The organism is Chryseobacterium sp. WG14, from assembly GCF_024586945.1.
Classification (GTDB): Bacteria; Bacteroidota; Bacteroidia; order Flavobacteriales; family Weeksellaceae; genus Chryseobacterium.
Genome location: NZ_JALCZD010000001.1, coordinates 662,041 through 675,717, shown reverse-complemented (window position 1 = coordinate 675,717; position 13,677 = coordinate 662,041). Strand labels below are relative to the sequence as shown.

Annotated in this window: 11 protein-coding genes; all 11 read left to right on the top strand. The window is 36.2% G+C overall.

Annotated elements, in window-relative coordinates; all coding sequences use genetic code 11:
• Window positions 1–101: 101 nt before the first annotated feature.
• The 11 genes from MP478_RS02960 to MP478_RS02910 all read left to right on the top strand — a co-directional run bounded on the left by MP478_RS02960 (window position 102) and on the right by MP478_RS02910 (window position 13,646).
• The gene (locus tag MP478_RS02960) at window positions 102–1,448 is read left to right on the top strand and encodes a TolC family protein (protein WP_257199535.1); all 1,347 of its coding nucleotides are present in this window, start codon (window positions 102–104) and stop codon (window positions 1,446–1,448) included.
• 32 nt (window positions 1,449–1,480) lie between these two features.
• Window positions 1,481–2,482: an HlyD family secretion protein gene (locus tag MP478_RS02955; RefSeq protein WP_230040089.1), complete on the top strand. Its 1,002-nt coding sequence runs from the start codon at window positions 1,481–1,483 to the stop codon at window positions 2,480–2,482.
• Between the two features lie 18 nt (window positions 2,483–2,500).
• Window positions 2,501–3,667, top strand: a complete 1,167-nt coding sequence (locus MP478_RS02950; RefSeq protein WP_257189095.1) for an ABC transporter permease — start codon at window positions 2,501–2,503, stop codon at window positions 3,665–3,667.
• The gene (locus tag MP478_RS02945; protein WP_257199534.1) at window positions 3,657–4,862 is read left to right on the top strand and encodes an ABC transporter permease; all 1,206 of its coding nucleotides are present in this window, start codon (window positions 3,657–3,659) and stop codon (window positions 4,860–4,862) included. Before MP478_RS02950 ends, MP478_RS02945 begins: the two co-directional genes overlap by 11 nt.
• Window positions 4,863–5,380: 518 nt before the next feature.
• The gene (locus tag MP478_RS02940; RefSeq protein ID WP_257189097.1) at window positions 5,381–6,652 is read left to right on the top strand and encodes an NAD(P)/FAD-dependent oxidoreductase; all 1,272 of its coding nucleotides are present in this window, start codon (window positions 5,381–5,383) and stop codon (window positions 6,650–6,652) included.
• A 41-nt stretch (window positions 6,653–6,693) separates the two neighbouring features.
• Window positions 6,694–7,608 (top strand): SMP-30/gluconolactonase/LRE family protein, encoded by a 915-nt coding sequence (locus tag MP478_RS02935; protein ID WP_257189098.1) that lies wholly within the window; start codon window positions 6,694–6,696, stop codon window positions 7,606–7,608.
• A gap of 145 nt (window positions 7,609–7,753) precedes the next feature.
• Window positions 7,754–8,491: an OmpW family protein gene (locus MP478_RS02930; protein ID WP_257199533.1), complete on the top strand. Its 738-nt coding sequence runs from the start codon at window positions 7,754–7,756 to the stop codon at window positions 8,489–8,491.
• A 32-nt stretch (window positions 8,492–8,523) separates the two neighbouring features.
• Window positions 8,524–9,855, top strand: coding sequence for a cytochrome ubiquinol oxidase subunit I (locus tag MP478_RS02925; protein WP_257189100.1), 1,332 nt, complete (start codon window positions 8,524–8,526; stop codon window positions 9,853–9,855).
• Between the two features lie 34 nt (window positions 9,856–9,889).
• Window positions 9,890–10,897, top strand: a complete 1,008-nt coding sequence (locus MP478_RS02920; protein ID WP_257189101.1) for a cytochrome d ubiquinol oxidase subunit II — start codon at window positions 9,890–9,892, stop codon at window positions 10,895–10,897.
• Window positions 10,898–11,468: 571 nt separating this feature from the next.
• The gene (locus tag MP478_RS02915; RefSeq protein WP_257189102.1) at window positions 11,469–12,458 is read left to right on the top strand and encodes an AraC family transcriptional regulator; all 990 of its coding nucleotides are present in this window, start codon (window positions 11,469–11,471) and stop codon (window positions 12,456–12,458) included.
• Between the two features lie 231 nt (window positions 12,459–12,689).
• A complete protein-coding gene (locus MP478_RS02910; protein WP_257189103.1) occupies window positions 12,690–13,646 on the top strand; it encodes a 3-hydroxyacyl-CoA dehydrogenase NAD-binding domain-containing protein in 957 nt (318 codons plus the stop codon).
• The last annotated feature ends 31 nt before the right edge of the window (window positions 13,647–13,677 follow it).

The window sequence follows — 13,677 nt, the reverse complement described above, 5'->3', positions numbered from 1 at the left end:
TGATAAAAGCTGGTATTTTAGTCTTTATTAAAATACAGTTTCTCTATTTTTTACAATGATTCATAATCACTTTTAAATTGATAAATTATAAAATAACTGCAATGAAATTATTGATTAAGCTTATCATCCTATTCTCAGGTGTAAATTATTTACATGCCCAATCTGCACTCAGTTTTTCTGAAGCCAGAGATATAATGATGAATAAAAATATTGAAGTAAAAATAAATAATAAAAAGATAGATGCAGCCCATTATAAGATAAAAACTGCCCAAAGTATGCTGTATCCTCAGATTAAAGCATTTGGAACGTTAACTTATACAGATAAAGAATCAAGAATCAATCTTAATGAGAAAAGAGATCAGCTGGCATCCTTATTCCAACTTCCTTCACCTTCCGTGCTGGGCAGCTGGGATTTTGCCCTTCAGAAAAAAGATATGGCATTTGGAGGAATATCACTGAGCTGGCCAATATATACCGGTGGAAAGATAAGATCAGGAGTCAATATCGCTAAAATAAGTGCTGAGGTAGCAAAAGTGGAAAAAAACAATTCTGAACAAAGCCTGGTTTCCGAGCTGGCCAACAGTTATTTCAAAGCAAAACTGGCCGAAGAGGCTGTTACTGTAAAAGAAAATGTGGTAGAGGTAATGAACGTACACCTGTCAAATTCATTAAAAATGGAGCGTAACGGTATCATTGCAGGCGTAGACGTTCTACAGGCGAAGGTAGCCGTTTCTGAAGCGGAAAGACAATTACTTGCTTCTAAAAAAGATTTACAATTGGCAAGAACGGCTCTTTCCGCAACATTAGAGCAGGAAGAAGAATTCACACTTACTACACCGTTTTTCTTGGAAGGACATATGAATTCTTTGGAAAAATACAAAGAGAAGGCAGCGGCCAATTATCCTCAAATACAAAAAATAAAACTTCTAGAAGAGATTGCCCAGCAAGGGATTAATATAGAAAAAGCAAGCTACCTGCCTACTGTTTTATTAACCGGTCAGCAGATCCTTGCCTCACACAACTATCCTTTGGTAAAAAATCCTTTAACTGTAGGTGTTATGGTTACCTATGATATTTTTGACGGATTTGGACGGAAAAATAGAATTCTTGCTGCCAAAAGTGAAAAAGAAACGATTGAAATGTCCAGAGAAAAGCTTCAGCTCGATATTAAAACTTATGTTGAAAAGCTATACAATGAGCTCAAAAAATCGGATGAACAAATTGTTTCTTTAAATGAATCTATACAATTAGCAGAAGAACTTGTAAGAATACGGAAAGCCTCTTTTGCAGAGGGAATATCGACATCTACGGACGTTATTGATGCTGAGCTGGATCTATCCGGGAAAAAAATTGAACAGCTGAAAGCATATACGGACTATGATACCAACCTGGCTAAACTTTTTGAAGTATGCGGAATGAGCAACGATTATATCCAAAATGCCCAATAAAATCTCAAATTATATAACTTAAAATTATTACAATGGCGACAAACCAGAAAAAATCAGTTACATTCATTAATATCCTCATCATTATATTAATATTTGGAGCGATAGCTGCTGTATCCGTTTATTTTCTCACAAGTCCGACAAAAGATTACCTGCAAGGACAAGTTGAAGCTACTGAAATTCATGTTGCCCCTAAAGTAACCGGAAGACTGGAGAAGAAACTGGCTGATGAAGGACAGTCTGTAAAAAAAGGGCAGCTACTGGCTATTTTATCCAGCCCGGAACTCGACGCTAAACTGATTCAGGCACAATCTGCAAAAGACGCTGCAACCGCACAATATGATAAAGCTATAAACGGAACCCGTTATGAACAGGTTCAGGGGGCTTATAATTCCTGGCAACAGGCCAAAGCTTCTGCTGATCTTGCAGAAACTACTTACAAAAGAATGGAAAACCTTTACCAGGAGAAAGTAATTCCTGCGCAGAAAAGAGATGAAGCCAAGGGTCAGAAAAATGCTTCGAGAGAACAGGAAAAAGCAGCATACAATAATTATCTGATGGCAAAAAACGGAGCCAGAACCGAGGATAAAAATGCATCTGCAGCCTCTATGAGACAGGCTGAAGGCGCCGTAAAGGAAGTCAATGTATATAGAAGTGAAATTAATGTCATTGCTCCTGCAGACGGAGAGGTCAATCAATATTTTCCTAACCTTGGGGAACTTGTCAATGCTGGATATCCCATTGTAAATCTTGTGGATCTGAATGATATCTGGGTTGTTATCAATATCAAAGAAGACCAAATGGGAAAATTCAAAATGAACAGCAAATTCGAAGGAGTGGTTCCTGCGTTAGATAATAAAAAAATTGAACTTCAGGTAAAATTTATTGCCCCACTGGGAGATTTTGCTACCTGGACAGCCACCAAAACAAAAGGAGGCTTTGATATGAGAACATTCAAAATTAAAGCCTATCCTACAAAGAAAATTGATGGATTCCGTCCGGGAATGAGTGTACTGATACCCTCTGTAACATTATAACTAACCAAAATGGATACAATGAAAAACGGCTTCTGGAAAGTGTTTTTCTATGAATGGAAAACAATCATAAAGAAACCCAGTATAATACTTTGGACATTAGGAGTTCCTTTAGCCATATTTATCCTTTACGCTGCCATTTTTGGTGACGGTGTACTGCGGGAGCTTCCCATAGCCATTTTGGATGAGGATAAAACATCTGTATCACGGGAGCTTATCAGGCAGATAGATGCCAATTCTACACTGGATTTCACGAAAGAAGTAAATACCGAAAACGAAGGACTTAAACAAATACAGACCAGTCATGTATTTGGCCTGGTTATTATTCCCAGCAACTTTGAAAAAGACATCAGCCGTGGAAGGAATGTCAATGTAGTATTGTATATCAATAATGATTATATGACTCCTGCGGGGCTTATAAATAAAGGATTTAATACAGCTGTAGGAAGTTTCTCCACTTCTGCAAAAGTAAATACAATTATGAAAAAGGGATCATCTTCCCTACAGGCAAAGAACGCCGTTCAGCCTGTTATTATGAGAAGCCATACATTATTTAATCCTTTTGTTAACTATGCCTATTACCTTTGTCTTTCTCTTTTTCCTATGGCATTGCAGCTTACGGTAATGATCACTACATTATACATACTGGGCAGTATTTTGAAATATAATAAAGGGAAGGAGTTATACCAATTGAGTGGTAATAATGTTTTTTTCGCATTTTTCGGAAAAATATTGCCTTACACTATTATTTTTTCCCTATTAACTATTTTGATGGTAGCCTACCTCTTTGGCTATCTGGGTATCCCAATCAATACCTCTGTTGTCAATGTATATATATTGACTCTTATTTTAATAGTCGTATATCAGCTCATGGCCGTTTTCTTTGTAACGATCAGCAAGGATTTCAGATCCTTATGTGCCATGGGAGGCGGATATTCTTCTTTAGCATATTCATTCAGCGGGTATACATTTCCGCAGGAAGGGATGCCTACAGCAATTAAAATCCTGGATTCTATCTTTCCTTTTTCTTCATATGCCAGGGCACTTACCAATATTGCCGTCAAAGGAATGCCCGTTATTGAATCTCTTCCCTATTTGATAGGCTTCGGAGTTTTTGCTTTGATAGGCTTACTCTCACTAAAAAAATTCAGTTATCAACTACAAAAAGGAGGATATTATGAAAAATAATTTATTTTACAGAATTATAAAGACCATATTCAATGCCTGCCAGGTAGAATTACTTCATTTTTTTGGTGATAATGCTTTACGGACTACATTTCTTGTATTTACAATTGTTGTTGCTTTCTTAAATGGTTCAGTCTACAATAATGAAATTATTGAAAAAACACCTATAGCAGTAGTAGATTTGGATAAGAGCAGTATGAGCAGAAACTATATAAGAATGCTTGCGGCTACTCAACAGGTAAGTGTTCCTGTGGTTTCTAATGATATGAATGAGGCAAAAAAAGAATTTACTCAGGGAAAAGTCTTTGGAATACTGGTTATCCCTGAAGATTTCGAACAAAAAGTATCTCTAGGACACCAATCTTCGTTATCATTATACAGTGATGCCTCAAATATGTTGCATAACAAAGCTATTTCCGGCGCAACATCTTCCGTTATGGGTACTTTCAATGCCCAAATAGAAATAAATAAATCTTTACACAGTGGGCTAAACTACGAAAACAGTACTATTTCCCGCCGTTCAGTTGCCGCTATAACCAAACCTGTTTTCAACCCTTATGCAGGATATGGCACTTTCATCTTACCTGTTGTATTTCTAGTCGTTATGCAGACATTATTACTTACAGCTATTGGGGTTTTGGGAGGAACTTTCCGGGAACAAAACAAATATCTTGAAACGTATAATATTTCAGATTCTCTACATCTTAAAATCATTCCTATACTGTTGGGGCGGGCATTGGCTTACCTATTACTGTGTATTCTGGTATTTTCAGTGATAATCGGGAGTGCTTTCACTATTTTTAAATTACCTTTCAGGGCTGCATTCGGAGATGTCATTATATTTTTAATACCCTTCTTCTTAGCAGTCATATTCTTAGGATTTTCCCTGATGGGAATTTTCAAAAGAAGGGAAGATGCAGCAATGTCCATTACATTTCTGTCTACTCCGGCAGTTTTTCTTACCGGAATTTCATGGCCGGTAGTTGCTTTTCCCCAATGGGTAAAAATATTATCTTACGCTTTTCCTTCAACAGTTGGTGTCAGGGGATTTTTAGCGCTTAGCCAATTTCAGGCAAGTCTGGGAGATATAAAAGATCTATGGGGGCAAATGTGGCTGACAGCAGCCTTTTATTTCGTTATTGCCGTGTTGGTCAATTATCGGTTAAAATTTCATAGTCGTTATAAGTTGAGCAAATAATCCTGAATACTGCTGTTATAACATTCTTAATTTCCGTATTAACAGATCACATCCGTACCAAAATGAGTATAAGCAATTTACCAACATAAATAATTCATCAAAAAGAGAATTTTAAACTATTAAAAGAGAATTACAGATAATAAATTCTAAGCCATTCATTAATAACTTTGTCCCATTGAAAGTAATGATTCATAATAAAACCTAATTTAAAATAAGTCAAACTTTTCAACTTTTATAGCACGTAAATGCCCGTGAATATTATCTATTTATTTGATATTAGATCCAATATACCACGGGTATTTTTTATTTAAAAGCAGGTAAGAATATACTGTTAAACCAAACAATAATTCATTACAGAGAGAATTCCGGACCACTAAAAGAGAATTTAAGACAATATACTATAAAACCCTCATCAATAACTTTGTTTTACTAAGAAATAATAATTCAGGTTCAATAAAATACTCAAATACACAAATCGGATTATTATTAAACTCTAATTATAAATTAACACATGAAATATGAAGAAAATAGTCATCATTGGAGGCGGATTCGCTGGTACCAACCTTGCCAATAAATTAGGGAAAAATCAAGATTTTGATATTACCCTTGTAGATCACAATAATTATAATTTCTTTCCTCCACTGATTTATCAGGTAGCTACAGCATTCATTGAGCCCTCAAATATATGTTATCCTTTCCGAAAAATGTTTCAGGGAAAACCAAATGTGGAATTTCATTTAGGATCTCTGGTCATGATACACCAGCAAGCTAATATCGTGGAAACAGATAAAGGAAGCCTACCCTATGATTACCTGGTTTTAGCCATGGGAACAGAAACTAATTTTTTTGGAAACAAAAATATTGAAGAGAAGGCCTACCCTATGAAAAATATAAATGATGCTGCAGCATTGCGTAATCATATATTAACCAGTCTCGAAAAAGCCACCATCACTAAGAATCCCGAAGAAGAAAAGAAACTGAGAAATATCGTCATTGCCGGTGGTGGCGCTACAGGCGTAGAAGTAGCCGGAATGCTTTCAGATATGTCTCATAATATTATTTCAAAAGATTATCCCAACCTTAAAAAAGGAGGTGGTAAAATATATCTTATAGACGGCTCAAATGCTTTGCTTGGACCTATGAGCCAGAAAGCACAGCAGGAAGCATTAAAGGTTCTGTCAGGAAGAGGGGTCGAAGTTATATTAAACACGTTGGTAAAAGATTATAATGATGATATTGTCACATTAGGCAATGACCAGACAATTCCTACCGCTACTCTGGTATGGGCATCAGGGGTCATAGCAAGACAAGCTCCCGGCCTTCCGGAATCTTCAATTACCAGAGGACGCAGAATTATGGTTGATGAATATAATAAGGTCGCGGGTACTGAAAATATTTTCGCACTTGGTGATCAATGTTTTCAAACAGCAGATGCAGCCTATCCGAACGGACATCCTCAGCTGGCACAAATTGCCATTCAGCAAGGAATTCTATTAGCAGATAATATTCCAAGACTGGTAGAACAGAAAACCCTCAAACCTTTCAAATACAATAATAAAGGAAGCATGGCGGCAATTGCAAAGTTTAAATCTGTCGTAGATTTTCCAAAAGGTGGATTTATGAAAGGGTTTATGGCATGGCTTACCTGGTTATTGATACACCTTGTTCCTATATCGGGATCCCGTAATAAATTTAAACTCGCTACCAACTGGATTGTAAGTTTTATGACCAATGATCCAACTCTAAGACTTATTCTGGAGCCTGAAAAAAAAGATTCTGATCCATCATAAGCGTAACGATAATTCTTTAAATCAAAAATAAAAAATACACAATGGAAAACACCAGTTATTCAATCCTTGCATTGGCTGCATTTGGCCAGAAAATTTTAAAAATCAATCCAGAAACCGGAGCTGCAGAATTATTAATCAATACTCCGGGAAAATCTCCTGACGGTATTGTTGTCGATAATGTTCGCGGACATATTTATGCAACCAATATGGGCGTTCCTACAGGAGGAGAAACACTTTATAATAATGATGGTTCTATTGAACGTATCGATCTGGATGGATCCAATCATAAAATAATCATTCCTGTGGGGGTAACAGTTACCCCAAAGCAGCTTACGTTAGACCGTAAAAATGAACGTATTTACTGGGGCGATCGTGAAGGAATGCGTGTAATGAGCGCAAACTTAGACGGCAGTGATGTCCTTACTCTTGTAGAAAGGGGAAAAGGTAAAGAAGACATGATGGATGAAAACAGACATTGCGTAGGTGTTGCTGTTGATCCGGATGCAGGATATTTTTACTGGACACAAAAAGGACCTGCTAAAGGAGGAAACGGACGTATCTTCAGAGCAAAAATTGAAATGCCTACGGGAGAAACAGCCACGAACCGAACCGATATTGAACTACTTTATGAAAAACTTCCTGAATGTATTGACCTGGAATTAGATTTTGTAAATGGATATTTATATTGGACTGACAGAGGAGTGGATGCTGTCGGAGGAAATACTTTAAACCGTGCAAAATTAGAAAATATCGGTAAAAGTAAAGTTGAAATTATTGGATCAGGTCATAAAGAAGCAATTGGGTTAGCCCTTGCTCCAGATCACAATTCTGTATTCACAGCAGATTTAGGTGGCCACATAAGACAGTTTAATGTCAATACCGGAGAACAAAAAATGATTTATGAAGGAGGAAAAGAACTGTTGCTTACAGGTATTACCATCATGAATAATAAATAAGATAGAAGTAATATAATATACGGCTCTTTTTACAATCACTAAAAACACATTTCACATAAATATTCCAACACACTTACCACACATAAAATAGAGCCGTATATTAATAGAAATTGATCATTTTTTAACACAATTAAAAAACACTCAGATGAAATATTACCGTTTCATAAAGAAGTTAATACTACCATTAATTACTTTATGGGCCTTAGATGTCCATGCACAGAAAGCAAAAGAATTTTATGTCACAGCCGGATGGATGTATCTTGCTCCACAATCTAAAAGTTCAACATTACGTATTATAGAAGCGGGATCTACTCCCACCGATGTTGAATTACCCCATACAGCTGTTAGACTTGGTAAATCCAATACAGTTGGATTTTCCGGGGGTTATTTTTTCACAGACCACTGGGGGGTGGAACTTACTGCAGGAATTCCTCCAAAATTTGACATTAAAGGATGGGATGCACTGGAACCTCTTGGAAAAATTGCTGAAACCACTGCATGGACCCCCATATTACAGGTAAAATACCGCCAACCCATTACGCCTAAATTAAGCGCCTCGCTATCAGCAGGTTTTACCTACTGTTGGTTTACAGACAGTGAAATAACAAATGATCAGTTGGGTGAATTACTAGGCGGTCCTACAGATCTAAAGATAAATGGAGCTTTCAGACCAGCATTTTCTGGTGGTTTGACGTATGCTATAACAGATCAGTGGTTTGTAGGTGGTAATTTTTCTGTAATCCCATTAAGTGTTGATGCAATCCTTACCACCCGACACCAGGAGACAAACCAGATCATCAAATCCAAGATAGATGTGGATCTAAACCCAATAATGACCTATGCAACAATAGGATACGTCTTTAAAAAGCGTAAAAAGAATTAGGTTCTATTAATAACTCAATAAAATTATTTCTTATGGATGATCTAATGGCCGCTCGTTCCCAGATGGCATTTACACTGGGATTTCATATAATTTTTTCCTGCATAGCAATGGTAATGCCCTTTTTTATGGCTATTGCCCATTTCAGATACTTAAAAACCGGAAATATAATCTATAAAAATATTACCCGTGCATGGGCAAGAGGCGTTGCCATTCTGTTCATTACGGGAGCTGTATCCGGAACTGTATTATCTTTTGAATTAGGATTGCTGTGGCCAAAGTTTATGAAACATGCCGGTCCTATTTTTGGGATGCCTTTTTCAATGGAAGGTACCTTTTTCTTCATAGAAGCAATTGCTTTAGGTTTTTATCTCTATGGAGCAAAGGTTTTTAACAAATGGTTCCATTGGTTTACAGGTGTCGTTGTTGGAATAAGCGGGATGGCTTCAGGAATTTTGGTAGTAGCTGCCAATGCCTGGATGAACAGCCCTGCAGGATTCGACTATATAAACGGACAATATCTAAATATTGATCCTGTGGCTGCCATGTTTAATAAAGCATGGCCATTGCAGGCTCTGCATATGGTACTTGCTGCTATTTGTTCTACAGGTTTTGCCGTAGCAGGAGTACATGCTCTCATGGTTTTAAAAAGAAAAAATGTGGAGTTCCATACAAAAGCATTCCGCATTGCAGCCATATTTGCCTCTATTGCAGCATTACTCCAGCCTTTAAGTGGTGATATGTCTGCAAAAGATGTAGCTAAACGCCAGCCTGCAAAGCTTGCAGCAATGGAAGCTCATTTTAAAACAGAGAAAAATGTTCCGCTAATTGTTGGAGGAATTCCTGATGAGAAAACGGAAACTGTAAATTATGCAATAAAAATCCCGGGTGGGCTCAGCTTTCTTGCTTTTTCAGATTTTAATGCTGAAGTAACCGGCTTGGATGCTTTTCCAAAAGACGAACGTCCTCCCGTTGTAGTCACCCATTTTGCCTTTCAGATCATGGTGGGTATGGGAACGTTTATGATGCTTATTGGAGCTCTCTATCTCTTTGCATATTGGCGAAAAGAAGAATGGATGACAAAAAGCTGGCTCCTGAAACTTTTTGTTGCTGCAATTCCTGCAGGCTTTATAGCTCTTGAAGCAGGATGGACAGTTACGGAAGTGGGCAGACAACCATGGATAATATATGGGATTATGAAAACAAAAGATGCAGTAAATCCTATACCGGGATTAGCGTATTCTTTTTATCTATTTTCAGGTATCTATGTACTTTTAGGCATTACGGTGGCTTATTTACTGTACCGTCAGGTAAAAATGGTAGACAAGCTGTATGATGTGGGCAATGCAGAAATAGATGCACATTAAAGTTTATTTATTAATCTTTTAAATTAAAAAACACATGTTTTATATAGTATTAGCATTCCTGTGGATAAGCACCCTTTTATATGTTATTATGGGAGGTGCAGATTTTGGTGCCGGAATTGTAGAGTTTTTCTCCAGAAAGAGGGCTAAAGGCCGGGTAGGTAAAATAATGTATCAGGCAATGGGCCCCATCTGGGAAGCCAATCATATGTGGCTTATTCTGGTCATCGTAATTTTATTTGTGGGATTTCCGGACATATATACTACAGCTGCCACTTATCTTTATATTCCGTTAATTGCTCTCCTATTTGGTATTATAGCCAGAGGTACGGCATTTGGTTTCAGGCATTATGATGCCATACAGGATAATATGCAGACCTTATACTCGAAGATATATGTATATTCCTGCCTTGTTACTCCTTTATTTCTTGGAATTATTGCAGGGAGTGTAGTCTCTGGAAAAATAGATCCTCAAGCCAATAATTTTATGGATGCATTTATACATCCCTGGCTGGATCTCTTTCCTATTCTGGTAGGTTTTTACACGATTGCCGTTTTTGGGTTTATCGCTTCCATTTTTATCATTAAAGAAACGGGTGAGAACATAGAAGAAAAAAATTATGCTATTTACAAAGCCAAGCAAATGAATATCATGTGTATTCTATTGGCAGGTATACTGTTCATCGTAGCACGTCAGAATCAGATTCCTCTTACAGAATGGCTTATCGGCAATCCTGTAAGCTTAACATGTGTTATACTTTGTACATTATCCCTTATCTGGTTGTGGTACCTGTTAATAAAAAAGCAAACTTATCTTCTGAGGATTATTGCAGGCAGCCAGGTTACCTTATTATTTATAGCCATAACGTACAGTCTTTATCCGGTAATTGTCAGAATTAAGAATAGTGATGGATTATCTTTAGTAGCAAGTGGCAATGAAAAATCTATAAGCTACCTGGGAACAGCTCTTCTTTTGGGTAGTATTTTCATAATGCCTTCTTTTGTTTATTTGGTATACGGATTCAGCAAAAAGAAATTCTGGTAGCAAAATTTTCTATTATTAAACATCTAACTAAAACAAAATACTAAAGAATTAATCTTTATTGTAATTTCATCCGTGAGACCAGTGAGAAATACAGCCTACTACACATGTACTACACACCTTTAATCAGTGGTTTTTTATTCTCCAGATTATAGAATAGTCTTTACTTTTACAACATCAAAATAAAATTGGTAGAACCTCTACTCACTTACAGACGGAGATAAATCAGTCTCTTTCACGGTTCTACTTTACTATTTTGATGATCATAATCACATCATTATTTAAAATTTGATTTTTTAATAGGTAAAACAAATGTCATACTGTATTTGTATGGCATTGTACAAATCCCTACCTGAATAAATTATAGATTATAAAGTAAAGAAGAATATATAAACAACGAGAACAAAACGGGAAAACACAATAACGAAAAAAAAATTTAACGACATCCTTTTCTAACTTTTCCAAGGGTAGACTAAATAAATAAGTTCTGAATGTATCATTTCTAAGATATATTCAAAAAAGATAGTTGTCAGGTTTCCGAAAATATTGTCCTCTTTATACAACACTCATGATTATGCGCAATATCAATCCGGTGAAAGCAGACCTCTACATAAGTTCAACAAGTATGATCAATATCTCTGCATACATGGAACAGGATAAACAAATTCCCATACTTACATTATCTGAAATAATAAAAGATATTGAGGACCATGATTGGAATTTTGAAGATTACTATATTTCTTCAGACAATGTTGCTTTTGAACTAAAAAATAAAGACATATTCAAGCCAGATTTTTATGCATTGATTTTAGGGATAAGCGGATGGATGGAAATTAAATTAAATGATGAAATCATCAGAATTGATAAAAAAACTTTTCTGGCTATAGGGCCCAACCATACATTCCAGAAAATGTCACAAAGCAAAGACTTCAAAACGAGGACCATTCTATTTACCAAAGACTTTCTGGTTAACAGCTCAAATAATTATTTCTTTTTAGAATCTTTTAATCACTTTTCGGTCCATTTCCAGAATGATATTAAATTGAATGATGAAGATATGGATAAAGTTATCGACTTATATACTTCACTGCTTTCCAGACGGGACAAAGTAAATTCCAATCTGCATATTGAGGTTATCCGGAATTTGATTATTTCATATGTCTTTGAATCAGCTATTATTTTCTATAAAGAACTAAAAATAACTGCATTACAAGCTCATACGCGAAGCCTTGTCTTTACTGAAAATTTCAAGAAAATGGTTTTTGAAAATTGCCTTAAAGAGAGAAGCCTTCAGTTTTATGCAGACTCTCTTTTTGTATCCCCTAAACATTTAATTAAAATTATCAAAACAACAACAGGTAAAGCTCCAGGCTATTTCATTAATGATGCTATTGCTTCAATTGCCAAAATACAATTGAAAAAAAATAAACTCTCAATTAGTGAGATTGCAAACTCTTTCCCTTTTGCAGATCTACAGTCGTTCAGTAAATTTTTTAAAAGACAGGTAGGGATCTCCCCTATGCAATACCGATACAAATTAGGTCTCAAAAATATCTTAGACTGACCAATATGAAAAGCTGCTTTTTAAATCACTAAAAAGAGAATATGGAACAATAAAAAGTGACATTGAGATAATAAAAAGCTTTATGAACCACCATAAATTTGTTCAAAACACGGATGAAAAAAGGCTTTAGAAAGTTTCTAACACCCTATCTCCTATATAACAGGGCTACTTAGCCAATAACACTTAGAAAATACCAAATAAATATTTATAAACAATTCAAATACAAAAAAAATGAAAAAACAACCTCAAAAATTAAATTTAAAAGGTAAAACAATTACTGTAATCGGAGGTGGTCTGATTGGCGCTTCATGGGCTTCATTATTTCTTGCAGCAGGCATGAAAGTCGTTATAAGTGACCCTAAACCGGATATCCAGGATTACTTTAATGGTAAATTGGATGGAAATATTGCTGATTTAAAAAAATTGGGTTATACAATTGATTCAGATTATAAAAGCCATTTGAGCTATGTAGCTGATACTGCTACTGCAGTTAAAAATGCTGATTATGTTCAGGAAAACGGACCGGAAAACCCTGCTTTCAAACAGGATTTATGGCAACTTATTGAGGCTAATGCACCAGAACATTCTTTATTTCTGTCTTCAAGCTCAGGGATCACTATTTCACAGCAGGGTACAAAAATGAAAAATTCATCCCGCCTGTTAATTGGTCACCCGTTTAATCCACCACATTTGATTCCTTTAGTTGAGATTTTAGCAAAAGACAATGATGCCGGAGTAGAAGCAGCCATGGACTTTTATCATTCATTAGGAAAAGTTCCTGTATTACTTCATAAGGAAACTCCAGGATTTGTTGCCAACAGATTACAGGCTGCCATTTTCAGAGAATGTGTATCTCTGGTTGCAGATGGAGTCGTAAATGTAAAAGAATTGGATGATATTATGACTGCTTCACTGGGAATCCGCTGGGCAGTGGGAGGACCATTCGTTTCATTCCACCTGGGTGGTGGAGATGGAGGTTTCCCATTCTTCCTGCACCACCTTGGACCTGGTATGGAGATTATCTGGAAAGATGAAATGTCTAAGCCTGTATCCTATGATGAAAAAACAACTCAACTTTTGGATGAGCAAGTGAAGGAACATTATGGAAATAAAAGCCTTGTACAGCTGGCAGAAGAGCGTGATGTGAAGCAGATTGAATTAATGAATGCTTTCTCTAAACTAGGTTAAAACATTGTTTACACAGCATAAAAAAAACAAA